Source organism: Streptomyces sp. NBC_00984, from assembly GCF_045162475.1.
Taxonomy (GTDB): Bacteria; Actinomycetota; Actinomycetes; order Streptomycetales; family Streptomycetaceae; genus Streptomyces.
In genome coordinates, this window is record NZ_CP108734.1 from 1,351,753 (window position 1) to 1,374,275 (window position 22,523).

Below are 22,523 nucleotides of genomic sequence, written 5' to 3' on the forward strand. Positions count from 1 at the left end.
GGCGATCATGTTCGTACTGGAGTTGGCCTACACCGCACCCGTCGAGCGCGTCGACGCGCTACTGAAGGACCATGTCGCCTGGCTGGACACGCAGTACGCGGCCGGGGTGTTCATCGCGTCGGGCCGCAAGAATCCGCGGGACGGCGGGGTGATCCTGGCCGTCGGGGACGACCGCGCACGGATCGAGAAGATCGTCGCGGAGGACCCGTTCACGGCACAGGGCGTGTGCGCGTACCGGATCACCGAGTTCATCGCGACGAAGACCGCGGACGAACTCGCGCCGTACCGCCAGCAGTTGCCCGGGTAGCGGAGAACACCCCGCCCGCTTCGCACGCCCCCGGGCGGGCCGGGGACGTGCGCAACAGGCTCAGCGCCCCGCGTGCGCCACTCGCCCCTTCTCGCCCGCGGCCCAGCAGCCGCCGTCCGGTGCGCAGTCGACGGTGTCGTACGACCCGGTGTCGACCGTGCGCCAGGTACGGCCGCCGTCCGTCGTGAGGTCGGTGCCGGTCGGGCCGACCGCCAGCGCGCCGGACCTGCTGTGCGGCAGCCAGGCCACACCCGAGCGGTAGGCGGTCGGCGGGGCGGCGGCCTGCCGCCAGGTGCGGCCGCCGTCGCCGGTCACGGCCGCGGCGTCCGGCGACGGCTCTCCGGCCCGGTAGTCGCCGCCGACCGCGATGCCGTGGTGGCGGTCCCGGAAGGCCAGGCCGAAAACACCGCGGGCCGGGTCGCCGGCCGGGATCGTCGATCCGGCCGCGGTCCAGGTCAGCCCCCGGTCGGCGGAGTGCAGCACCCGTGCGGTGGCGGCGCCGCCGGTCGCCAGCCAGACGTCCCGGGGGCCCGACGAGACCAGGCACTGGCCGCCGGCCGCGAATGCGGCCTCACCGGTCTGTGCCTGCGGCATGCCCTCGGTGGGCAGCACCCGCCAGCTACGGCCGCCGTCCGCGGTGGACAGGATGCGGTACTTCCCGTCCACGGGATCGCTCATCGCCAGCCCGTGCCGGCTGTCGAAGAAGGTGAGGCAGTCGTAGAAGGCGCGCGCGTCGGTGTTGCGGAACGACTCCGTCCAGGTCGCTCCCCCGTCTTCCGTGCGGAACACCCGGGAGGCCTCGCCCTCGCCGATGGCCAGTGCCACCGCGCGCCGGGCGTCGAAGGCCTCGATGTCGCGGAACTCCAGCGCCTCCCCGGCCGCACCGGGCGGTGACACGTCGCGCCAGTGCCGGCCGCCGTCGGACGTGCGCAGCACCGTGCCCCCCGAGCCCGCGACCCAGGCGGTGCGACGGCTGACGGCGGCAAGTCCGCGGAAGCGGGCGTCGGTTCCGGTGTCGGTGAGCGTCCAGGCCGGCTGTTCGCCGGGCCGGTGCCGGTCCCACGGTGCGGCCGCGGCTGCCGGTGCGGCCAGTGCCGCGGTCAGGGCCGCCGCACAGAGCCCCCATGACATCAGTCGTCTCGTCTTCCCCTTGACCCTCATGGCGCTGGAAGCTAGCCCACGCGTGGTGCCCAGTCCAGGGTGCGCCGCCGGAAAGCGGCCGCGCGAGGGGTGCGGCGGCATGCGGTGATACAGCTCACGCCACCCTCCGGTGCACGGATGAGGGCCTTCCGTCGTCTGTATCAGTGCCGGGAACCGTTCATCTGGCCGAGAAAGGGAGCAGGTCTTGTTCACCGTCATCCAGCAGTCCGTGCAGGCCCGCATGGTCGCATCCGCGCCGCGGATGGAGACCCTTCCCGCCACTTTGCAGTACGACCCGAAGGATCCGTTCGCCGTTCGCATGGCGTTTCCCGCCCCTGCGACCCTGGAGGGCACCGAGGTCGCCTGGGAGTTCTCCCGCGAGCTGCTGGCGGCGGGGATGGACGGGGCGGCCGGTGCGGGGGACGTACGCGTCAGGCCGTTCGGCTACGACCGTACGGTCCTGGAGTTCCATGCCGCCGAGGGAATCGCGATGGTGCACGTCCGCACGGCGGAGTTGCGCCACTTCCTGGAGCGGGCGCAGGAAATGGTGCCGGTCGGCGACGAGCACCGGTTCCTGGATCTCGACCGCGGTCTGACCGAGCTGCTCGGCGGCCCCTGCTGACCTCGCGGCCGACGGGCCGGCGCCGTCGGAGGGGCGGCAGGAGGTTTCGGGGCGAGCGGGCGGTGCGGGGTTCACCTGTGCAGTAAGGCCCAGGCCTTGCAGCCGCCGGACTGAGTCAGTGCGGGCGCCAGCCCCCAGTCCCCGCCGTGCGCGTCGACCGCGGCGGCCAGCAGCCACATGCTGTCGCTGCGGCGCTCCCGGCATTCCTCCGACTTCGCGGCCGAGCCGTGGGAGGGATGCTGGTCGTAGAGCGTGATGCGGAGTGCGTCGAACTGCCAGTGCACCCGCAGCAGCATCTCCCGGTCCGGGGTGAACCGGTAGGCGGTCGCGACCAGTTCGGAGGCGGCGAGTACGGCTGTCTCACGGAGCTCCGCGAGACCGTGCCGGGTGAGGAGGTCACCCACGGCACCGCGTGCGAGACCGGCACAGAAGGCGCCGCCGGGCAGTGCGAACGAATAACTCAGGTTGTCGGCCACCGGCGGGTGGGGCCCGGCGGATGGCGGGCGGGGTCCGGCAGATGCCATGGCCGGAAGACAACGCAGTGCGCCTTTCATCAAGATGCTCACATTTCGGTAATTGTGGTGACGATCACACATAGGCGCGGTCGCCCCGTGTGAGACTTTCGCTACCGACCGTAGCGCACCGTGGAGCACGGTGCTACTACTTGTGCGGTTCCGGTCATTTCGTTCCCCCTCTCTGGAAGGAACCACGCCTTGCCGCCCAGAAGCACCCCGACCGCCCGCCAGCAGCGACTCGGGCACGAACTACGCAAACTGCGCGAGCAGTCGGGCATGCCGGTGCAGCAGGCCGCCGCGCTGCTCGGTGTCGACCGCACCCGCATCCCGAACATCGAATCGGGACGGTTCGGCATCAGCGCCGAGCGGGTCCGCACCCTCGCCTTCAACTACGGGTGCCCGGACACCGGACTGGTCGACCTGCTCGCCGCGATGGCCCAGGAGCGCGCCAGGGGCTGGTGGGAGGAGCATCGCGGAATGCTGCTGCCGGGACTGCTCGACATCGCCGAACTCGAATACCACGCAGTGGAGTTGATCACCTCCACCACCACACACATCCCCGGCCTGCTGCAGACCGAGCAGCATGCGCGGGCGGTCTTCGACACCGCCGATCCCCAACTGCCCGGACCCGATCTGAGCGCCCGGCTGTCACTGCGGCTGCGCCGTCAGGAGGTGCTGGAACGAGATCTTCCGCCGATGTACGAGTCGGTGGTCCACGAGGCGGCGCTGCGCATGCAGTTCGGCGGCCCGAAGGTGGCGAGGGCCCAACTGGACCACATCGTCGAGCAGTCCGAGCGGGACCGGATCACCGTCCGGGTGATTCCGTTCGCGGCCGGCGGTTTCCCGGGCGCCGGACAGTCGTTCACCTATGCGGGCGCCGCGGTGCCGCAGCTCGACACCGTACAACTCGATTCCTCGCACGGTTCGATGCTGCTGGACTCCGACATGCAACTGCGCCGCTACCGCGGCCTGTTGGAGCGTCTGCGCACACTCGCGCTGCCCGTCGGGGAATCGCGCGACTTCATCCGATCCATAGCCCAGGACCTCTGAGGAGTGACCATGACCGACATCTGCTGGGACGAAGCCTTCTGCAGCGAGGGCGCCAACTGCTTCCGCTTCGGACTCGACGACCAGGGCAGGGCGTACATCGGCTCCACCACGGACGCCACCACCTACGTCAGCGACTCCGTGGAGGCGCTTCGGGCGCTGATCTCCGCGGTGAAGTCCGGCGCGGCGGACCACCTGCTCTGACCGCGCGGCCCGACCGCGCCCGTGCCCCCGCAAGCATGTGCTCCGAGTACGCCGACAGCTCAGAGCGCCTGACGGCCGGGGGCCGGCCGGTCCCGGTTCCGGCGATCCGTCGGCGCCTCTCACCGACCCGCGTCCACCTCGGGACCTGCGTACATAACGTTACGTAACCGGGCATCGAGAGGCCGGGCTTGGCGGTGGGCTTACCGCCGCTTTAACCTACGGTCTCGTAACCTACGTATCCGTAGGTAATTCTCCCGTCCCCAGGAGTTCCCCGTGACGATCACCGCTCCCCACCTCGGCAGCCCGAAGGCGTGGACCGACGCCCAGCTGCTGTACGCCCTGGAAGAGGTGGTGGAGAAGGAGCTCAACCGCCATCTCAAGGTCGCCAAGGACTGGATGCCCCACGAGTACGTGCCATTCTCCGACGGGCGGAACTTCCCCGGCGTCTTCGAGGACGGTGAGGCCTGGCAGGCCGACCAGTCCAAGGTCACCGACATCGGCAAGATCGCGCTGGTGGTGAATCTGCTGACCGAGGACAACCTCCCCAGCTACCACCACGAGATCGCCTCCCTCTTCGGCCGCGACGGCGCCTGGGGCACCTGGGTACACCGCTGGACGGCCGAGGAGGGCCGGCACGGCATCGTGATGCGTGACTACCTGCTCACCTCACGGGCGGTCGACCCGGACAAGCTGGAGCAGTTCCGCATGGCGCACATGGCGGAGGGCTTCGAGTCGGACAACCGCCACTCGATGCTGCACTCGGTGGCGTACGTCGCGTTCCAGGAGCTGGCCACCCGCGTCTCGCACCGCAACACCGGCCACCAGTCGGGCGACCCGGTCTGCGACCGCATGCTGGCGCGGATCTCGACCGACGAGAACCTGCACATGGTCTTCTACCGCAACCTCCTCGGTGCGGCCTTCGAGCTCGCCCCGGACCTGACGATGCAGGCCGTGCGCGACGTCGTCGTCAACTTCCGGATGCCCGGACACGGCATGCCGGGCTTCGAGCGGGCCGCCGCGCAGATGGCGATCGGCGAGATCTACAACATGCGCATCCACCACGACGACGTGATCCAGCCCGTGCTGCGCTACCTGAAGATCCTCTCCATCGACGGCCTGGGCCCCGACGGTCTGAAGGCGCAGGAGGAACTGGGCCTGTACATGGGCGGCCTGGACAGCGAGGCGTCGAAGTTCGACGAGAAGCTGGCGGCCCGCAAGGCGCGCATGGCCGCGCGCGCCGGCGCCTGACGGTCCCGAAGGCCGTCGGCTGCCGTCCGCCGGACGGGCACCGCCGCGTGCCCCTGTCCGGCGGACGTCGGCCGACGGCCCGCACCGGCCTCACACCGTTTCGTGCAGGTCCCGCGCATAGTGCTCGATCGCTGCCCGGTACCGGCGCACATACGGGTCCGTGCTGCCGGCCGCGAGCAGTTCCAGCAGCAACCGCATGGCTTCGTGGTGCTCACCGGTGTTGAAGAGGGCCATGGCGAGGAACGTCCGCAGCGCCCCGTCGTCGGGGAACTGCTCGGCACCGCCGCGCAGGACCTCGACGGCCTTCTCGTACTGCCCGAGCACCCGGTAGGTGCTCCCCAGGCCGAGCAGCGCACCCCTGCGGTCCTCCTGGGACAGCCCGGTCCCGGCCAGGCAGCGTTCGTAGAACGGCACCGCCTCGGCCTCCAGACCGAGCACATCGTGCGCCCAGGCCGTCTGATAGGCGACCTCCGCGTCCGCGGGGAAGTCGGCGGAGAGGGACAGCAGTCGCTGCCGGGCCTCCTCCTGGTGGCCTTCGGTGCGCAGCCGCACGGCCGCCGCGAGCATGTTGTCCCGGTCGTCATCATTCATAAGGACATCGTCCCAGGCCGTCGAGCGTGACCGGATACGGCCCCCGCGTCATGTCGCGGCCGGCTGCCGCGCGTGGCTTGGGGGCACGGGGCGGCGAGATGAAGAGGGGCCCCTCGGTGCCGTACACCGTGCCATCGCCGGTGCGGCCCGTCCACCGCTCCGCGCGCGCCTGAAGCAGCGTGCGAGCGCGTCGTGCGACCAGTCGTCACTGAGCCTTTCGTTCGGATCGGTCCGGATCCGAACGGGCGACCCTATGCGCGGCCGGTTCTGCGCAGCCGTTCCCGCTCCTTCTCGGAGAGTCCGCCCCATACGCCGAAGCGCTCGTCGTTGGCGAGGGCGTACTCCAGGCAGGCCTCGCGCCCCTCGCAGGCGTTGCAGAGCTGCTTGGCCTCACGGGTGGAGCTGCCGGGGGCGGGAAAGAAGAACTCGGGCCCCGCCTGGGCGCACAGCGCTGTCTCCTGCCAGGCGAATGCGGGGTCGGCCGCGGTGTTGATCAGCATGCGGTCCACAGTGCCCGGTCGCGATAAACGACTGATCAACGCCTCATCAATGCGGCGCGCCGATGACTTCCGGTCAGCTCTGCGGCACCTGCGCACTCTTGATCAGGGCGAACTCGGCCCCGGCCGGATCGGCGACATCGGCGAACTTTCCCACGCCTTCCATCTCCATCGGTTCCAGGGTCAGTTTGCCGCCCAGCCGTTCCACGTCCGCCACTGCCGCGTCGCAGTCGTCGACCTCGAAGTACGGCAGCCAGTGCGGTCCGGCCACCGCTCGGGTCGCCACCGCGTTGAGCGGCACGAAGCCGCCGAAGTCCGCCTCCGCACCGCCGCCCCCGGTCCGGATCACCGTGTACGACCCCCCGCCGCCGGGGAACGGTGCATGGGCGGTCTCCCAGCCGAAGACCGCGTCGTAGAACGCGGCGGCCGCGGGGACGTCCGGGGTGTACAGCTCGGCCCAGCACAGACTGCGCGGGACGCCCATGGCGCCGAGGCCCGGGTTCTCCTTCGGCTGCCAGACGCCGAAGAAGGCCCCCGCCCGGTCCTTGAATCCGGCCATCCTGCCGAGATCCAGGACATCCATCGGGGCGAACGGCACGGTACCGCCGGCCTGCTCGACCGCCCGCGCCGTGGCGTCGGCGTCCGCCGACCGGAAATAGACCGACCAGGACGGCTCCGCCTGCTCCTCGGTGACCGTCATCGCGCCCGCGACCGTCTTCCCGTCCAGCGTGAACATGCCGTAGCCGCCGGTCTCCGGGCCCCCGGCCACGTACTCCCAGCCGAAGAGGCCGGTGTAGAACTCGACGGCCCGGTCGAGATCGGGTGTACCCAGATCGGTCCAGTTGGGTGCTCCGTCGACATGACGCGTGGTGAGCATGGCCGGCTCCTTCGACGATGCCCGTGCTCCGGGCTGCGGGAGTCCTTCCCGACGTTCCGAGTCTCGCACCGGGCACCGGCGACCGCAGCCCGCACCCGTGGCACGGGCCGCGTTGCCCTACGCCGTACGGAGCCGGCCTGCGAATGGCGAATTCTCGCCGTTGCATCGCGTACCGGTATCGCTCTCGTGGATGATCTCCCACGACCACCGGAACGGCCCATGCCGCGCAGACCCCCCGCTCCCGCTCCCCGGTCGGCTCAGCGGGTGATCCCCAGCGCCGGAAGCACCGTCTCCGCCACCCGGTAGGCCTCCTCCAGCAGCGGGTTGCCGGAGAGAATGAAGGTGTCGACGCCCAGGTCCTGGAACTCCCCGAGGCGCTCGACGACCTGGGCGGTCGAGCCGACGACCGCAGTGCCGGGCCCCGGGCGGAACAGGCTCATGCCCGGCCACATGTTGGGGTGCGCCGCCAGCTCCCGGGCGTGCGCGGGGACCTTGCCGCCGTGCTGGCGGAACTGGCGCTGCCAGCCCACGCCGTCCTCCTCCGCCCGGTCGCCGAGCTGCCGGGCGTACGTCGCGTCGCTCGTCACGTCGAGGAGCCGGTCGGCCGCCGCCCAGGCCTCGTCCTCCGTGTCGCGGACGATGAGGTGGAGACGGAGCCCGATCCTGAGCGTACGGCCGTACGCGGCGGCCCGCGCCCTGACCCGGTCCAGCTTCTCCTTGAGCAGGTGCGGGGGCTCACCCCAGGTCAGGAAGACGTCGACGTGCTCGGCCGCCATCTCGATCCCGGGGTCCGACGAGCCGCCGAACCAGAGAGGGATGTGCGATTCCTGGACCGGTTTCAGCTCCCTGAAGGACGCGCCCGCGTTCTTCAGGTCGTAGAAGCGGCCCTTGTGGTCGAAGACCTCACCGGCGGTGAGCCGCTTCACGATCGACCAGTACTCGGCGCTCAGCTCGTACCGCTCGTCGTGCTCCACGTGGAGTCCGTACTCCTGGAGCGACTTCGTCGAGCCGTTGACGACGTTGAAGCGGAGCCGGCCGCCGAAGAGGTGGTCGAAGCTGAGGGCCATCTTGGCGAGCAGGGTGGGCGGGATCAGGCCGGGGTGGACGGCCAGCAGGGGCTTGAACCGGGTGCTGGTGGAGGCCGCCAGCGCGCTGCCGAGCGGCCAGACGTCGTACAGGTCGGTGGCGAGCAACGCACCGCTGTAGCCGAGGCGTTCGACCGTGCCCGCGAGCTGGGCGAGGTAGCCGAGGTCGACCGGGCGCCGTCCTTCGGGCTCCCAGGGGTAGGCGCCTTCGCGCGGGATGATGTACCAGAGGACTTCGGCCGCCATGTCGTCACGCCGCCTTGTCCGTGCCGGCACCGGCCAGGGCGTGGGCGACGGTGACCGGGCGGTCGATGAAGCCGGTGCGGTGGAAGATGTCGGCCGCCTCCTGCTGTTCGGCGATGAAGGCGTCGGTGACGGGCTCGATCTTCCAGGGCAGGGTGCGCAGCGCGGTCTCCCAGTCGTCGGCGGATCCGCCGAGGTCGGCGGCGGCGATCTCGGCCGCCCGGCGGGGGTTGGCCGCCGCCCAGTCGTCGGCGCGCCGGAGGGCGCGGGTGAGCGCCTCGATCACCTCGGGGCGGCTCTCGGCGAGGTCGCGGCGGGCGAAGAAGACGGAGCGGTCGGTGATGATGTCGCCGGTGCGGACCAGGGTGCGCAGACCGCCGGTGCGGCGGGCCGCGGCGAGCTGGGCGCCCTGGGCCACCCAGGCGGCGATGGCGCCGGTGCGCAGCAGTTCCTCGCTGGTGTCGTCGCTGCGGACGGCGGTGATGTCGTCGGCGTAGGAGAGCCCGGCGTCGTCGAGCGCCTTGGCGATCAGGTGGGTCTGCCAGGAGCCGATCGCAAGGTGGACGGTGGTCCCCTTGAGGTCGGCGACCGTGCGCACGGGGCTGTCCTCGGGGACGAGGAGCGCGCCGTGGTCGGGGCGCGGGGCCGACACGGCGGTGTAGACGATGTCGTGGCCGGCGGCCTGGGCGGTGACCGGCGGGGTGGAGCCGGTGCCGCCGAAGTCGATGACGCCCCGGCTGAGGAGTTCGCCGGTGCGGACGCCGTTGGTGTACGGGTGGAAGACGACGCTCTCGCCGAGCGGGGCCAGCTCCTGCTGGGCGAGGCCGAGCCGGGAGAGGTGGTACAGGTGGTAGAGGGACGGGTTGCTGCTGTGCACACCGATGGTGATGGTCATTCAGATCACTCCGACTTCGGTACGTTCGGGGGACTTTGCAGGGTGCGGGGTCGTCTCGACCCCGAGGTCGTCGAGGAGCCTGCGGCGCAGGGCTCCGAAGGCGGGGTCGCCGGGGTCGCGCGGCCGGTCGACGGTGACCGGTTCGTCGGTGATCAGCCGGCCGTCGCGCAGGACGGCGACCCGGTCGGCGAGCCGTACGGCTTCGTCCACGTCGTGGGTGACGAGGAGGACGGCGGGCCGGTGCTTGCGGCACAGCTCTCCCACCAGGTCCTGCATCCTGAGCCGGGTCAGGGCGTCGAGTGCGGCGAACGGCTCGTCGAGCAGGAGCAGTTCAGGTTCGCGGACCAGGGCGCGGGCGAGGGCGACGCGCTGCGCCTCGCCGCCGGAGAGGGTGGCGGGCCAGGCATCGGCGTGCCGTTCGAGGCCGACTTCGGCCAGGGCCCGCAGCCCGTGCCCGGAGCGTCCGCGCGGCAGGGCCACCGTCACATTGGCGAGGACCTTCTTCGACGGTACGAGGCGGGGTTCCTGGAAGACGACGGTGCGGGCCTCGGGGACGAGGACCTCTCCCCCGTCGGCTCCGTCGAGTGCGCCCAGGATGCGCAGCAGGGTCGTCTTGCCGCTTCCGCTCGCGCCGAGCAGGGCGACGAACTCGCCCCGCGCGATGTCGAGTCGGAGTCCGTCGAGGACGGCGCGGTCGCCGAACACGCGACGCAGTCCGCGTACCCGTACCGCTGCCTGGGGGGTCCGGTCGGTCATCGGGTGGCTCCCTGTGGGGTGCGCCAGGGCATCAGCAGGCGTTCCAGCAGCCGTACGACGATGTCGGCGGTGAGTCCGAGCAGTCCGTAGACGAGGATGCAGACGGCGAGGATGTCGGTGCGGGCGTAGCTCTGCGCCTGGGACATCAGATAGCCGATGCCGGCCGTGGCGTTGATCTCCTCGGCGGCGATCAGGGCGATGACGCTGAGGGTCATGGAGAGCCGCAGCCCGGCGAGCAGCGACGGCAGGGCGCCGGGGAGGACGACCTCGCGCACGAGGGCGAACCGTCCCATGCCGAAGCTGCGCATGGCCTCGATGAGTTTGGGGTCGGTGTTGCGCACCCCGCTCGATGTCGACACGTACATCGGGAAGGTGGTGGCGACGGCGATGAGGAGGATCTTCGCGGTCTCGTTGATCCCGAACCAGACCATGAACAGGGGTACCAGGGAGAGGAACGGGATGGTGCGCAGGGTCTGGATGGAGGAGTCGAGGAGTTCGTCGCCGAGTCGGGTGAATCCGGTGGTGATGCCGAGGGCCAGCCCGGCGGCGAGCCCGATGAGGAGGCCGAGTCCGGAGCGGGTCAGGGAGGTGGTGAGCGCGTCGGGCAGCTGCCCGTTGCCCCACAACTCACCTATCGCACGCAGCACTTCGGCGGGCGAGGCGAGGACGTCGGGGGTGAGGAGCCCGGTGGCGGAGGCCGCCCACCACAGGACGAGGAGGGCGAGGGGGCCGAGGGCCCGGACGGTCGCGGAATAGGTCCGGCTGCGGGCCCTGCGCCGTTGGGGGCGGGGCCGGACGAGGCCCGGGTGCAGGCCGGTGCCGCTCATTTCAGCTTCTCGATGTCGAGGAGGTGGGCGGCGATGTCGACCTTGTCCGTGGTGACCTTCTGCTCGGCGTAGAAGCCGGCGACGTCCTCGAAGCGCTTGATGTCCTCGGGTCCGATGGGGTCGACCGTGCCGCCCTTGCGGGTGAATTCGGTCTGGACCTCCTTCGCCCTGCCGGTGACGGCGGTCGGTCCGACGTCCGTGAAGACGTTGAGGTACGCGGCCGGGTCCTGCTTCTCCTTGGCACTGGCGTCGTGGAGGTACTCGTAGAGCGCCTTGACGACCCCGGGGTGCTGCTCGGCGAAGCCGGTGCGCACGGCGTTGAGGCTGTAGTTGCCGGAGCCGATCGCGGCGCCGTCGGCGACGAAGTGCGCCTTGCCGCTGCCGATCTCGGCCACGGCGTAGGTCGCCCAGACGGCCCAGGCGTCGACCTTGCCCGCGTTGAAGACGGCGGCCGTCTGGTCGGGTCGCAGATAGACCCGATCAACCTTGTCGGCCGGGATGCCTGCCTTGGCGAGAGCCTTCAGCAGCAGGTACTCGCCGGTGCCGCCCTGGTTGACGGCGACCTTCCTGCCGACCAGGTCCTTGACCGACGCGATGCCGGAACCGTTCCTGACGAGGATGCCCTCGCCGGCCGCGTCCGGGTCGACCGCGGTGAAGAACTTGAAGCCGGGGCGCTGGGCGAGCGAGGTGATGCCGGAGGTGATGGAGCCGGTCGCGATGTCGAGCTGGTCGGCGTTCATCGCCTGGGCGGCCGGGGCGAAGGGCCCCGCGCTGCCGGTCCAGCGCACCTTGGCGCCGGCCTCGGCGAGCGCCCTGTCGAGGCTGCCGTCCTTCTTGCCGAGGGCGAGCACACCGGAGTTGCCGGGGTCGGGGATGCGGATGTCCACCGTGCCCTTGGCGCCGGACTCACCGCCGGCGGCCTCGGAGGAGCCGCAGGCGGTGAGGACGAGGAGTGCGGTGGTCGTGAGGAGCGCGGGGGCGACGGCCGTGCGCAGTGGTCGGGGCAGATTCATGGTGTCGGGGGTCCTCACAGCTCAGGGGGCGGGAACACGGTGGGAGGCGCGGGAGGCGGCCAGTACGGTGGCGCGGCGCAGCGGCTCGGGGTCGGCCCAGGCCGTGATGTCGACGGGTTCGGTCAGGAAGCCGTGGGCGCGCAGCCCGGCCTCCTGCTCGGCGAGCAGGGCCAGGCGTTCCGGGGAGAGATCGGGGTGGAGGGCGAGATGGGTGCCCGGCCGGTAGGCCCCGGCAACTCCGTCGGCGCCCGCGCCGGTCTCGGCGCCGAGGATCCGGGCGACCTCGGCGGGCTGTCCGGTGGCCCAGTCGGCGGCCCTGAGCAGGACGGCGAGGAAGCGGTCGACGAGGCCGGGGTGGTCGTCGAGGAGCTGCTGGTGGACGGTGATGGGGCGCGGGGTGCCGTTGTTGATCCGGAACCGGCGGTCGGCCAGTTCGTCGAGTTCCACGCCGACCTCGGCGCCCTCCCGCCGGGCGGCCTCGACGGCCAGCGCGCCCTTCACGTACACGGCGTCGACGTCACCGCGCCGCAGCGCCGCCAGTTCGGCGGCCCACTGACCCGGGTGTCCGGCGGCCGGCACGTCGACGAACGTGGCGTCGTCCGGTGCGAGTCCGGCGGCGGCGAGCGCGCCCTCGAAGCCGCGCAGGGCCATGGCCCGCCAGAAGTCGATGGCGATGTCGTGCACGGGAACGGCGAGCCGCAGCCCGCGCAGGGCCTCGACGCCCCGGATTCCGGAGCCGGGACCGACGAGTACGGCCTGCCGTTCCTCGATCCAGGTGAGACCGATCAGCCGGGTCCGCTCCCCGCGTGAACGGGCCCACAGGGCGGGCACGTTGCCGCCTTCGCGGAACAGGCCCGGCAGGGCGTGGGTGAAGTGGGCGGCCCGGTCGGCGCCGGGCGCGGCGTCCTGGAGGGACCGCACTGTGATGCCGTCGGGAGCGAACTCTTCGGTGAGCCACCGGCGGTCGGCGGCGATGCCGGTCGCGGTGGGGACGGGACAGCGGGTGAACCAGAGCGTCCGGGGCAGGACGGCATGCGTCATGGGGGTCTTCCCGAGGGGTCGGCGAAGCGAAGGGTGTCGTGGCGCGTACGCCGGGATGCGGACACCGGGTACGGCCGAAGGCCCCGGCCGCGCCGGAACGCGGCTGAGGGAGATGAGGAGAACGCGAAGGAAGGGAGGGTGTCAGCGACAGGCGGCGCTGGAGACCCGCGCCAGGTCGATGTGACGGCGCAGCGTCAGGGCGAGCAGGACCGGAGCGGCGTGGGCGGGGGTCACGGTTCGGCGACCGGCCATGGCGCTGCTCCCTTCTGCTCGTCGATGATGACGTGCTGCAGACTGCCACGCGCCGAGGCCGCCCCACAACTCGCTTCCCATGATGTGGGATTCGGTGTGAACACAGTGTTTCATCACCCGGTCTTCCGGGTCCTCAACTCCCGTAATGTGGCAATCACATGCCCCCGCCATCCCCTCACGAGCGGAGAGTGAACCGATATGACCGAGGCCGCGGCAGTGCGTGCCCCCGGCGGCGCGCAGGCGGTACAGCGCGCCCTGGACGTCCTGCACTGTTTCCACGACAACGGCCCCGATGTCAGCGCCTCCGACCTCGCCCGCCGCCTCGGGCTCTCCGTCTCCACGGCGCACCGCCTGGCCCGCACCCTGCTCGGCGCGGGCTTCCTGGAACAGGACGCCCGTACGTCCCGCTACCGGCTGGGCCCGGCCGTGACCGAGCTGGGCAGGCTCTCGTACCACCGGCGCGGTCTGCATCTGGCCGCTCCCGAGCTGACCGATCTCGCCGAGCGCACCGGCGCCACCGCCGACCTGGCGCTGCGCAGCGGCCCCCATGCGGTGATCGTCGCGGGCGGTTCGGTCGCGCCGAAGGTGGGGCTGCGCAGACCGCTGCACTCCACCGCGCTCGGCAAGGTCCTGCTGGCCTGGGCCCGGCCGGGCGAGGGCGGGCCCTCCTCGCTGTCTCCGCTGCCCGCGTTCACCGACCGTACGATCGTCGAACCGGCGGCCCTGGAGGCCGAGTTGGCGAAGGTACGGTCCGACGCCTACGCGCTCAACGACGGCGAGTCGGCCCACGGGGTGCGGACCCTGGCGGTCCCGGTCCTGGACGGCGCCGGTCATGCCCGCTTCGCCCTGGCGGTCCGGGCCACACCGACCGTGATCACGGACGCGCGCACCGACTGGTTCCTGGCACAGGCCCGCTCCTGCGCACGGGCCCTGGAGGTCCTCATGCTCTCCCCGGCTGAGCGCCGGCCGCCCGCGCCCTGAGCAGCCGGGGCTGTCGGTGCCGCGTGGCACGATAGGGATCGTCCGGGCAGGTGCCGGGCAGGACGGCAGCCGGGCTGCGCGGACAGAGGGACGTACATGACACAGGCCCGACCGACGGAGGACGGGGCGCCCACGGGAAGGGCCGCCCGGGAGCTGCTGACGCGGGCCGGGCTGCTGCTGGAAACCGCGCGCACCGTGCTGGCCGATCACACCCGCGCCGTCGATGCCGTGCACACCGCGCTGAAGCCGCTGCTCGACTCGCTCGTGAGCCGGGAGCTCGCCGCCATCCCGGCCTCCCGGCTCAAGGACGTCACCGAGGGCAGGCTGCGGCTCGGCGCGGTCGAGCAGGCCGGTTTCACCACCGTCGGCCAGGTCCACGAGGCCAACCGTTACGAGCTGCGGCAGATCCCCGGGGTCGGCGCGCAAACCGCCGACCAGGCGCTGGCCGCGGCCGGGCAGATCGCCCACGCGGTGCGGGACACGGTCGCGGTCCGGATAGACGTGGATGCCCCGGACGATGCCACGACCGCGTTGGTCGTCGCACTGCACCGGCTGGTCGACGCCGGCCCCGACGTCCGGCGGGCCGTGGACGCGGCGGGCCGGCTCGTCGGGCGCCTCGAACCCCTGCTGGCCGCCGCGGGACCGGCGCGGGGACGGCTGCGCATGCTGTTCACCGGGCGGCAGGCCCGCTCCCTGGCGCTGGAGGCCGTCACCGAGGTGCGGACCACCGTCGCCGAGGCGGAAAAACGCGAGCTGCCCCTGCTGTTCGGGCAGGTCTCGGTCGATCTGCTGCGGGCCCCGGAGTCGGACCTCGCGGCGTGGGTGGACTTCGAGCTGCGGTCCGCCGAGTACTACAGCCTGCTCGCCGAGATGTCCGGAACCGGCCCCGACCGGGACGCGGCCGAGGGGTTCCTGCCGTCCGGGATGGCGGACCGGGTGCGCGGTCTGCGGCTGGACGACGCCCATCTCCGTGTCTCGCTGCGCGGCTACCAGTCGTTCGGCGCGCGGTTCGCGCTCGCGCAGAAGCGGGTGATCCTCGGTGACGAGATGGGGCTCGGCAAGACCGTCCAGGCCATCGCCGCACTCGCGCATCTCTCTGCGCGGGGCGAGACGCACTTCCTGGTGGTCTGTCCGGCGAGCGTACTGATCAACTGGGCGCGCGAGGTCCGCGCCCGCTCCACGCTGCGCACCCTGCCGGTGCACGGCCCCGAGCGGCAGTCCGCCTTCGACGAATGGTGTCGCGGCGGCGGGGTCGCCCTCACCACGTTCGACGCCCTGCACACGCTGCCGGCCGCCGCGGACTGCGGCATGCGGCCCGGCATGCTGGTGGTCGACGAGGCCCACTACGTCAAGAACCCCGCCACCCGCCGGTCCCGGGCGGTGTCCGGCTGGACGCAGCAGACCGAACGGGTGCTGTTCCTGACCGGTACGCCCATGGAGAACCGCGTCGAGGAGTTCCGCAGCCTGGTCCGTCACCTCCAGCCGGAGCTGGCCCCCTCGATACACACCACCCATGGAGCCGCCGGGTCGCTCGCCTTCCGCAGGGCGGTCGCCCCGGCCTATCTGCGGCGCAACCAGGTGGATGTGCTGACCGAACTCCCGGCGCTGGTACAGGTCGACGAGTGGGAGGAATTCAGCCCGGGTGATCTCGACGCCTACCGCGAGGCGGTGGGCGCCGGGCAGTTCATGCGGATGCGCCGGGCGGCGTATGCCCGGCCCGCCACGTCCGCGAAGCTGAACCGGCTGCGTGAGCTGGTGGCCGAGGCCGCGGACAACGGCCTGAAGGTCGTGGTCTTCTCCTACTTCCGCGACGTGCTCCACACGGTCGGACAGGCCCTGGAATCACCCGTGTTCGGCCCGCTCTCGGGGAGCCTGCCCGCCGCCCGCCGCCAGCGGCTGATCGACGACTTCGCTGCCGTGGACGGCCATGCCGTTCTGCTCAGCCAGATCCAGGCGGGCGGCGTCGGGCTGAACATGCAGTCGGCGTCGGTCGTCATCATCTGCGAACCGCAGATCAAGCCGACGATGGAGCACCAGGCGGTGGCACGCGCCCACCGGATGGGTCAGATACGGACCGTCCAGGTGCACCGGCTCCTCGCGGCCGACAGCGTCGACGAACGGATGCTGGACATCCTGGCCCGCAAGGAGCGGCTGTTCGACCTCTACGCGCGGCGCAGCGACGTCGCCGAGACGACGCCGGACGCCGTGGACGTGTCGGACGGGGCTCTGGCCCGGCGCATCGTCGAGGAGGAACAGCTGCGCCTCGCGACCGGAACGGCCACGACGGACGGAGCAGACGGGACGGAAGAGGCGGGCGAGGCGGACGGGGCGGCCCGGGAGGTGGTGCCGGAGAGCTGACGCCGTCAGGGCCCGTGGCCCGACGGCGTCGGGTCCCCGGACCGGCGGCTCAGGATCCGTGTGCCGCCGGGTCGTGCGCGGCCGTGCCCTTCCCGGGTGCCGTCTTGCCCGGTGCCGTCTTGCCCGGTGCCGTCTTGCCGTGGGCCATCATGTCGTGCGGGTCGTAGCCCGGCACGGTGCCGTCCGGCTTGGCGACCAGCAGCAGTCCGGCCATGCCCATGTCCGAGTGGCTCTGCACATGGCAGTGGTACATCCAGGCGCCCGCGCCCACGTGTTCGCCCGCGATGACCTGGAAGCCGAAGGAGTCCGCCGGGCCGACGATCTTCGTGTCGATGACCCGGCTCGGGTCGTCGGGGCCGGTGAGCAGGCCGGTCCGGTTGTCCGCCCAGCGATGACCGTGGATGTGGAACGTGTGGTAGTACTCACCGTGCGTGATCATGACCACTTCGAGCCGGTCCCCCACCGTGGCCTCGAAGTTCGGGCTCTCGTGGGCCGCCTTGTTGTTGATCGTCATGTCGTTGAAGACGATCGTGATCGTCTTGTCCGGCAGGATGTCGCCCTTGCGCCGGACGATCAGCGGACCGTAGAGGCCCTTGCGGATGCCGCCCGTGCCGTGATCCGTACCGACGACATGGTCGTGGTAGTGCCAGTAGCCCGCGCTGCCCGGCTGCCAGGTGCCGTCCTTGCGGCGGCCGGCGACATGGGTGCGCCAGGTGTAGGTACGGGTCCCGCCCGGCTCGACGACGCTCTTGTTCATCCGGGTGCCGTCGCTCGCGATGTCGTAGTCGACGCCGTGCGCGTGGAGACTGACCGGCACGTCCGCCGTGTTCTCGAACTCGATGTGCAGGGTGTCGCCCTCGTTGATCTCGATGAGCGGACCCGGCACCGACGCCTTCCCCTTCTCCAGCCCGTACCCCATCCGACCGTCCGCCAGCTTCTCGGCGTACAGCTTGAGATGGCGGACCGCACCGCCCGCCGGGGCTGTGTCCAGCGCGGGCTCCGCCGAGCTGGCTTCGATCGAACCGAGGGACAACGATGTCAGGCCGGTCGCGGCCGCCACCCCGCCGCCGACCAGCATCCGCCGGTTGAAGCTCCTTCTGTCCATGCCGAACTCCCCACTGTGCCAAGGAATTTGGAGCGCCGACTCGCCCCGGACGGCCACACCGTAGCCGGAGGGCCTCAGTTTATCCACACCCAGGACAAAGTTCGTGGAATTGCCGCCATAGCTATTGGCGGACCGCGAAAAGAGGTCTAGCTTCATGCGCTGTTGCAGTGACCAAAGAGGGGTGGGTGACCACATGCAGCGCACACCACATCACAGGTCCAGATCGCGACGTGGACTCGCGGCGGGCCTCGCGGCCGGCGCACTGACCGCTTCCCTGCTCGGTGCCGGCACAGCCGACGCCAGGCCCTATCCGGAGCCGCCCGGCTCCCGGGCGACAACGTTGTCCCTGCCGTCGCCGCCGGGCGGCACCGACGTCAAGGTGCTGGTGTTCCACGCCTCCGCCACCGAGGAGTCCCCGACGGTCGACGCCGGGATCGCGGCGATCGAGAAGATCGGCCTCACCGGCCCGGAGGCCGGCCGGTTCAGGACCGTCGCCACCGACGACCCCGCGGTCTTCACCAAGGGCAAGCAGCTCGGCAAGTACAACGCCGTGGTCTTCCTGACCGGCGGCGGCGACGTCCTCGACCCGGAGCAGGAGGCCGGTCTGGAGGCGTACATGGAGGCCGGCGGCGGCTTCCTCGGCATCCATGACGCCGCGCGCACCGAGCCGTACTCGGACTGGTTCACCGGCCTGGTCGGCGCCCGCCCGGCGGCGAACAGCCCGACCTCCGTACAGCGTGCGACGGTCGAGATCGGTGACCGGCAGCATCCGGCGACCAAGAACCTTCCGCTGGAGTGGAAGCGCCCCGACAAGTGGCTGAACTGGACGAAGAACCCGTCCGGCGACGTGCACACCGTGGCACGCGTCCGCGAGATCACCTACAAGCCGGGCGCGAGCGCCAACGGCTGGGACCACCCGGTCTCCTGGTGCCGCGACTACGACGGCGGCCGGTCCTTCTACACGGCGATGGGCGGTACGGTCGACAGCTTCGCGGAGACCGACTTCCGCGACCATCTGCGTGGCGCGCTGGACTGGACGACCCGGATCTCGCAGGCCGACTGCAAGGCCACGATCGACGCCAACTACAAGGCCGAGCGCGTCACCCAGCCCAACCAACCGGGACAGAACGACCAGATCGGCGAGCCGCACGGCCTGGTCGTCGCCCCCGACGGACGCGTGCTGTACATCGGGCGCGGCGGCGCCGACAGCAGCAGGCCGGTCGTCACCGACTGGAACGACCCGGACATCGGCAAGGGCCTGGGACAGATCCACGTCTACGACCCCAGAACCAAGAAGGTCACCCTCGCCGGTGAGCTGACCGTCTTCGGCAACAAGGGCGGCGGCGACGAGCTGGTCAAGGTCGAGGAGGGGCTGCTCGGCATCGAGCTGGACCCGGACTTCGAGAAGAACGGCTGGGTGTATCTGCACTACACCCCGCACGCGAAGCTGGACCGCGACAAGCAGATGGCGGTGCGCCAGGTCTCCCGCTTCACCATGGACCCGGCCACGAACAAGCTGGACCTGTCCTCGGAGAAGGTGCTGCTGCACTGGCCCGTCCAGGTCCACAGCTGCTGCCACGCGGGCGGCGGGATGGCCTGGGACTCCAAGGGCAATCTGTACATCGCGACCGGTGACAACAACTCCTCCGGCTTCAGCGACGGTTACTCCGGGAACAACCCTCAGCCGAACTACAAGGGCGTCTCGTTCGCCGACGCCCGCCGCACCGCGGGCAACACGAACAACCTCAACGGGAAGATCCTGCGGATCCACCCGGAGGACGACGGCACCTACACACTGCCCGAGGGCAACCTCTTCACCGGCAAGGAGCCCGACGAGGGCGGTGGCAAGACCCGCGGCGAGATCTATGTGATGGGCGTGCGCAATCCGGCCCGGATCTCCATCGACAAGTCGACGGACACCCTGTACGCGGGCTGGGTCGGCCCCGACGCGGGCGCACCCTCCACCACCTGGGGTCCGGCCAAGTACGACACGTTCGCCGCGATCACGAAGGCGGGCAACCACGGCTGGCCGTACTGCATGGGCAACAAGCAGCCCTACCGGGACCGCAATCTGCCGGATCCGACGAAGCCGCTCGGCTGGTACGACTGCGACCACCCGAAGAACGAGTCGCCGAACAACGACGGTCTGGTGAATCTGCCGCCGGTCACCTCCAACACCATCTGGTACTCGCCGCAGGGCGGTGGCGTGGACTACCCGCGCGACGCGAACGGCATCCCGAGCTACAAGGTCGAGGACCAGAAGCAGCTGCTGCCGTGGCTCAAGGGCGGCGGCCAGGCCACGATGAACGGCCCGGTCTACCGGTACGACGCGGCGAGCACCAGCGCCGACAAGTGGCCCTCCTACTGGGACGGCAAGTGGTTCGTCGGTGACTTCTACGACGACACCCAGCCCCGCCACGCCGTGCTCACCGACCCGAAGACGGTCGGCAAGGGCGGTCTGCCCACGCACGCCGAGTCCCTGCGGAAGATCATCCCGGTCGGGGCGGACGGCATCCGCAACCTGATGGACTGGAAGTTCGCCCCGGACGGTTCGCTGTACGTCCTGGACTACGGGCGCGGCTTCTTCACCTCCGACTCCAAGTCGGCGCTGTGGCGTGTGACGTACAAGGGCGGCGGTCCGACGCCGGCCGCCGAGGATCTGGCCAGGAAGGCGGCAGTGCGGTGAGACATCGTCCGGTCCTCTCGCGAAAGCGGTACCGTCCCGCCCGGCTGTGGCTCGCGCTGCTGGGTTCCTTCCTGATGGTCCTGGGGCTGACCTCGACGGCGGCGTACGGCCGTACGGCGACTCCCGCCGGTGCGGCCGCCGATCAGGTCCTCACCTGGACCGCGGGCGACCCCATCGACCACTATCTGTCCGCCCCGAAGACCGCGGTGGCCGGCAAGGCGACCATCGTCTTCGAGAACAGCGCGGCGACCGGCAACACCACGGGAATGCCGCACACCCTCACGTTCAGCGTCTCGGACCCGGAGTTCAACGACGACGTCACGCTGAACATCCTGGCCAACCCGGCCGACGACCAGGGCGGCAGGCACACCGCCGAGGTCACGCTCTCCCCCGGCCGGTACTTCTACCACTGCACCATGCCGGGGCACGAGGCGATGCAGGGCATCCTCACCGTGACCGAGGGCGGTGGCGGCGAGGACACCACGGCGCCCGGCACCTCGGCGAAGGTGGACGGTGACAAGAACGCCGACGGCGCGTACATCGGTCAGGCCACGGTCACCGTCTCGGCCACCGACGACGGTTCCGGCGTCGACACCGTGGAGTACGCGGTGGGCGCGGACGGCGCCTGGCAGCCGTACACCGCACCGGTCGTGGTCGACGAGGTCGGTACGCACACGATCCGCTACCGCGCCACCGACAAGGCGGGCAACACGGCAGCCGAGAAGTCGGTCGACTTCGCGGTCGCCGCGCCGCCGACGGACGACGGGACGCCGCCGGAGACCTCGGCGACCGTGTCCGGCGAGAAGGACGACCAGGGGCAGTACCTCGGGATGGCGACGGTCACCGTGACCGCCTCCGACACCGGGTCCGGCGTCAACACCATCGAGTACGCGATCGGGGCGGACGGCGCCTGGCAGCCGTACACCGCACCCGTGATGGTGCACGAGGTCGGCACGCACACGGTCCGCTACCGCGCCACCGACAAGGCGGGCAACACGGCAGCCGAGAAGTCGGTCGACTTCACCGTCGTCGCGCCGCCGACGCAGGACAAGACCCCGCCGGAGACCTCCGCGAAGGTCGCGGGCGACAAGAACTCGGACAACGCCTACATCACCAGCGCCAAGGTGACGGTCACCGCGACCGACGCCGAATCCGGCGTGGACAAGGTCGAGTACTCGCTCGACGGCGGCCCGTACCTCGCGTACACCGGCACCGTCATCGTCGACCGCGTCGGCTATCACACCGTCGCCCACCGGGCGACGGACAAGGCCGGCAACACCTCCGTCGCGAAGCAGGTGTCGTTCACCGTCGCGGAGAGCGGGGGCGTACCGGCGCCGAACTGCCCGGAGTTCGACGAGCGGCTCACCGTCATCGTCGGCACGGTCGACACCGGGGTCCCCAACCGCATCACGGGCAACCGCTGCACGATCAATGAGCTGATCGAGGACGAGAAGGACTGGTCGTCGCACGCGCTGTTCCTCAAGCACGTCGACGGCGTCCTCGACAAGCTGCTCGCCGCCGGTGTGATCGACGCCCGCGAGCAGAAGAAGATCTACCGGGCGGCCAAGCAGTCGGGGATCGGCGGGCCGGGCCAGGACGAGGGCTACAAGAAGCTCTTCGACGGCACGGCGGCGTCCTTCGCCAAATGGCAGCAGGTCGGCGGCGGAAAGTTCGGGCTCAACGCGGACGGCACCATCACCAGCTCCACCTCGGTGGACGGCATGGGCATGCTCTGGTTCCCCGGGCGGCAGTACGGCGACTTCTCGCTCAAGCTCCAGTGGCGCGACGACGCCCCGGGCGCGGGCAACGCCAACAGCGGCGTGTTCGTGCGCTTCCCGAACGTCCACGACAACCCGGAGGAGTCGCGTCCGGAGTGGGTCGCCATCAAGTACGGCCATGAGGTGCAGATCCTCGACCGGCCGGACGGCGACATGTACAAGACCGGCTCGATCTACGGCTTCGACCGGATCGGTCTGGCCGGCGCCGGGGTCACCCCCAAGGGCACCTGGAACGACTACGAGATCCGGGTGGTGGACCAGCACTACTCGATCTACCGCAACGGTGTCCTGCTGAACGAGTTCGACAACAACGGCGGTCAGGTCTTCGAACCGCCGCGCGGCGACGACCCGGGGACCGACGGCCGGCGGTACGCCTCCGGTTACATCGGACTCCAGGTCCACAGCACCACGGACGTGGTCTCGTACCGCGACATCCGGATCAAGGAGCTGTAGCC

At 70.8% G+C, this 22,523-nt stretch carries 22 protein-coding genes; 9 read left to right on the forward strand and 13 right to left on the reverse strand.

Features of this window, described 5'->3' with window-relative positions:
* Nucleotides 1-7: 7 nt before the first annotated feature.
* Nucleotides 8-307 (forward strand): YciI family protein, encoded by a 300-nt coding sequence (locus tag OG520_RS05720; RefSeq protein ID WP_406012410.1) that lies wholly within the window; start codon nucleotides 8-10, stop codon nucleotides 305-307.
* A gap of 60 nt (nucleotides 308-367) precedes the next feature.
* Here the strand turns inward: OG520_RS05720 and OG520_RS05725 are convergent, their stop codons facing one another.
* Nucleotides 368-1,468, reverse strand: a complete 1,101-nt coding sequence (locus OG520_RS05725) for a WD40/YVTN/BNR-like repeat-containing protein (RefSeq protein ID WP_406012411.1) — start codon at nucleotides 1,466-1,468, stop codon at nucleotides 368-370.
* Between the two features lie 184 nt (nucleotides 1,469-1,652).
* Between OG520_RS05725 and OG520_RS05730 the strand changes: the two genes are divergently transcribed.
* Entirely contained in the window at nucleotides 1,653-2,069 is a 417-nt protein-coding gene (locus OG520_RS05730) for an SsgA family sporulation/cell division regulator (protein WP_399329691.1), read from the forward strand.
* A gap of 71 nt (nucleotides 2,070-2,140) precedes the next feature.
* On the opposite strand, the gene OG520_RS05735 is transcribed toward OG520_RS05730, so the two are convergent.
* A complete protein-coding gene (locus OG520_RS05735; protein WP_266429663.1) occupies nucleotides 2,141-2,545 on the reverse strand; it encodes an ATP-binding protein in 405 nt (134 codons plus the stop codon).
* Nucleotides 2,546-2,782: 237 nt separating this feature from the next.
* Here OG520_RS05735 and OG520_RS05740 point away from each other — a divergent pair, with 237 nt between their 5' ends.
* From OG520_RS05740 to OG520_RS05750, 3 genes are all read left to right on the forward strand, one after another.
* A complete protein-coding gene (locus OG520_RS05740; RefSeq protein ID WP_399329692.1) occupies nucleotides 2,783-3,634 on the forward strand; it encodes a helix-turn-helix transcriptional regulator in 852 nt (283 codons plus the stop codon).
* Nucleotides 3,635-3,643: 9 nt separating this feature from the next.
* Nucleotides 3,644-3,835: a hypothetical protein gene (locus tag OG520_RS05745; RefSeq protein ID WP_266429658.1), complete on the forward strand. Its 192-nt coding sequence runs from the start codon at nucleotides 3,644-3,646 to the stop codon at nucleotides 3,833-3,835.
* A 273-nt stretch (nucleotides 3,836-4,108) separates the two neighbouring features.
* A complete protein-coding gene (locus OG520_RS05750; protein WP_399329693.1) occupies nucleotides 4,109-5,083 on the forward strand; it encodes an acyl-ACP desaturase in 975 nt (324 codons plus the stop codon).
* Nucleotides 5,084-5,173: 90 nt separating this feature from the next.
* Here OG520_RS05750 and OG520_RS05755 read toward each other — a convergent pair whose 3' ends face one another.
* The 10 genes from OG520_RS05755 to OG520_RS05800 form a co-directional block, all read right to left on the reverse strand.
* Nucleotides 5,174-5,674: a tetratricopeptide repeat protein gene (locus OG520_RS05755; protein WP_406012412.1), complete on the reverse strand. Its 501-nt coding sequence runs from the start codon at nucleotides 5,672-5,674 to the stop codon at nucleotides 5,174-5,176.
* 251 nt (nucleotides 5,675-5,925) lie between these two features.
* Nucleotides 5,926-6,174: a WhiB family transcriptional regulator gene (locus OG520_RS05760; RefSeq protein WP_266429650.1), complete on the reverse strand. Its 249-nt coding sequence runs from the start codon at nucleotides 6,172-6,174 to the stop codon at nucleotides 5,926-5,928.
* A gap of 73 nt (nucleotides 6,175-6,247) precedes the next feature.
* Nucleotides 6,248-7,048 carry a VOC family protein gene (locus OG520_RS05765; protein ID WP_406012413.1) on the reverse strand — a complete coding sequence of 267 codons (801 nt, stop codon included), beginning with the start codon at nucleotides 7,046-7,048 and terminating at the stop codon, nucleotides 6,248-6,250.
* Nucleotides 7,049-7,305: 257 nt separating this feature from the next.
* Nucleotides 7,306-8,379, reverse strand: a complete 1,074-nt coding sequence (locus OG520_RS05770) for an LLM class flavin-dependent oxidoreductase (RefSeq protein WP_406012414.1) — start codon at nucleotides 8,377-8,379, stop codon at nucleotides 7,306-7,308.
* Nucleotides 8,380-8,383: 4 nt separating this feature from the next.
* The gene (locus tag OG520_RS05775; protein WP_406012415.1) at nucleotides 8,384-9,271 is read right to left on the reverse strand and encodes an ABC transporter substrate-binding protein; all 888 of its coding nucleotides are present in this window, start codon (nucleotides 9,269-9,271) and stop codon (nucleotides 8,384-8,386) included.
* Nucleotides 9,272-10,027, reverse strand: a complete 756-nt coding sequence (locus OG520_RS05780) for an ABC transporter ATP-binding protein (RefSeq protein WP_399329698.1) — start codon at nucleotides 10,025-10,027, stop codon at nucleotides 9,272-9,274.
* Entirely contained in the window at nucleotides 10,024-10,854 is an 831-nt protein-coding gene (locus OG520_RS05785; protein ID WP_406012416.1) for an ABC transporter permease, read from the reverse strand. Before OG520_RS05785 ends, OG520_RS05780 begins: the two co-directional genes overlap by 4 nt.
* A complete protein-coding gene (locus tag OG520_RS05790; protein ID WP_406012417.1) occupies nucleotides 10,851-11,867 on the reverse strand; it encodes an NrtA/SsuA/CpmA family ABC transporter substrate-binding protein in 1,017 nt (338 codons plus the stop codon). Before OG520_RS05790 ends, OG520_RS05785 begins: the two co-directional genes overlap by 4 nt.
* Before the next feature lie 21 nt (nucleotides 11,868-11,888).
* Entirely contained in the window at nucleotides 11,889-12,908 is a 1,020-nt protein-coding gene (locus tag OG520_RS05795) for an ABC transporter substrate-binding protein (RefSeq protein ID WP_406012418.1), read from the reverse strand.
* Nucleotides 12,909-13,049: 141 nt separating this feature from the next.
* Complete coding sequence (locus OG520_RS05800) at nucleotides 13,050-13,160, reverse strand: putative leader peptide (RefSeq protein ID WP_383967782.1); 111 nt, start codon at nucleotides 13,158-13,160, stop codon at nucleotides 13,050-13,052.
* A 198-nt stretch (nucleotides 13,161-13,358) separates the two neighbouring features.
* Here OG520_RS05800 and OG520_RS05805 point away from each other — a divergent pair, with 198 nt between their 5' ends.
* The gene (locus tag OG520_RS05805; RefSeq protein WP_406012419.1) at nucleotides 13,359-14,141 is read left to right on the forward strand and encodes an IclR family transcriptional regulator; all 783 of its coding nucleotides are present in this window, start codon (nucleotides 13,359-13,361) and stop codon (nucleotides 14,139-14,141) included.
* A gap of 96 nt (nucleotides 14,142-14,237) precedes the next feature.
* The gene (locus OG520_RS05810) at nucleotides 14,238-16,499 is read left to right on the forward strand and encodes a DEAD/DEAH box helicase (RefSeq protein ID WP_406012420.1); all 2,262 of its coding nucleotides are present in this window, start codon (nucleotides 14,238-14,240) and stop codon (nucleotides 16,497-16,499) included.
* Nucleotides 16,500-16,548: 49 nt separating this feature from the next.
* On the opposite strand, the gene OG520_RS05815 is transcribed toward OG520_RS05810, so the two are convergent.
* Nucleotides 16,549-17,604 carry a multicopper oxidase domain-containing protein gene (locus OG520_RS05815; protein WP_406012421.1) on the reverse strand — a complete coding sequence of 352 codons (1,056 nt, stop codon included), beginning with the start codon at nucleotides 17,602-17,604 and terminating at the stop codon, nucleotides 16,549-16,551.
* A gap of 193 nt (nucleotides 17,605-17,797) precedes the next feature.
* Here OG520_RS05815 and OG520_RS05820 point away from each other — a divergent pair, with 193 nt between their 5' ends.
* On the forward strand, nucleotides 17,798-20,290 hold the full coding sequence (locus tag OG520_RS05820) for a ThuA domain-containing protein (protein WP_406012422.1): 2,493 nt from the start codon (nucleotides 17,798-17,800) through the stop codon (nucleotides 20,288-20,290).
* 74 nt (nucleotides 20,291-20,364) lie between these two features.
* The gene (locus OG520_RS05825; RefSeq protein ID WP_406016426.1) at nucleotides 20,365-22,521 is read left to right on the forward strand and encodes an OmpL47-type beta-barrel domain-containing protein; all 2,157 of its coding nucleotides are present in this window, start codon (nucleotides 20,365-20,367) and stop codon (nucleotides 22,519-22,521) included.
* Nucleotides 22,522-22,523 lie beyond the last annotated feature (2 nt).

Coding starts and splice junctions, on each gene's coding strand:
- OG520_RS05720 (WP_406012410.1), top strand. CDS start 8: ATGTTCGTACTGGAGTTGGCCTACACCGCACCCGTCGAGCGCGTCGAC.
- OG520_RS05725 (WP_406012411.1), bottom strand. CDS start 1,468: ATGAGGGTCAAGGGGAAGACGAGACGACTGATGTCATGGGGGCTCTGT.
- OG520_RS05745 (WP_266429658.1), top strand. CDS start 3,644: ATGACCGACATCTGCTGGGACGAAGCCTTCTGCAGCGAGGGCGCCAAC.
- OG520_RS05755 (WP_406012412.1), bottom strand. CDS start 5,674: ATGAATGATGACGACCGGGACAACATGCTCGCGGCGGCCGTGCGGCTG.
- OG520_RS05760 (WP_266429650.1), bottom strand. CDS start 6,174: ATGCTGATCAACACCGCGGCCGACCCCGCATTCGCCTGGCAGGAGACA.
- OG520_RS05765 (WP_406012413.1), bottom strand. CDS start 7,048: ATGCTCACCACGCGTCATGTCGACGGAGCACCCAACTGGACCGATCTG.
- OG520_RS05770 (WP_406012414.1), bottom strand. CDS start 8,379: ATGGCGGCCGAAGTCCTCTGGTACATCATCCCGCGCGAAGGCGCCTAC.
- OG520_RS05775 (WP_406012415.1), bottom strand. CDS start 9,271: ATGACCATCACCATCGGTGTGCACAGCAGCAACCCGTCCCTCTACCAC.
- OG520_RS05780 (WP_399329698.1), bottom strand. CDS start 10,027: ATGACCGACCGGACCCCCCAGGCAGCGGTACGGGTACGCGGACTGCGT.
- OG520_RS05785 (WP_406012416.1), bottom strand. CDS start 10,854: ATGAGCGGCACCGGCCTGCACCCGGGCCTCGTCCGGCCCCGCCCCCAA.
- OG520_RS05790 (WP_406012417.1), bottom strand. CDS start 11,867: ATGAATCTGCCCCGACCACTGCGCACGGCCGTCGCCCCCGCGCTCCTC.
- OG520_RS05795 (WP_406012418.1), bottom strand. CDS start 12,908: ATGACGCATGCCGTCCTGCCCCGGACGCTCTGGTTCACCCGCTGTCCC.
- OG520_RS05800 (WP_383967782.1), bottom strand. CDS start 13,160: ATGGCCGGTCGCCGAACCGTGACCCCCGCCCACGCCGCTCCGGTCCTG.
- OG520_RS05805 (WP_406012419.1), top strand. CDS start 13,359: ATGACCGAGGCCGCGGCAGTGCGTGCCCCCGGCGGCGCGCAGGCGGTA.
- OG520_RS05810 (WP_406012420.1), top strand. CDS start 14,238: ATGACACAGGCCCGACCGACGGAGGACGGGGCGCCCACGGGAAGGGCC.
- OG520_RS05815 (WP_406012421.1), bottom strand. CDS start 17,604: ATGGACAGAAGGAGCTTCAACCGGCGGATGCTGGTCGGCGGCGGGGTG.
- OG520_RS05820 (WP_406012422.1), top strand. CDS start 17,798: ATGCAGCGCACACCACATCACAGGTCCAGATCGCGACGTGGACTCGCG.
- OG520_RS05825 (WP_406016426.1), top strand. CDS start 20,365: ATGGTCCTGGGGCTGACCTCGACGGCGGCGTACGGCCGTACGGCGACT.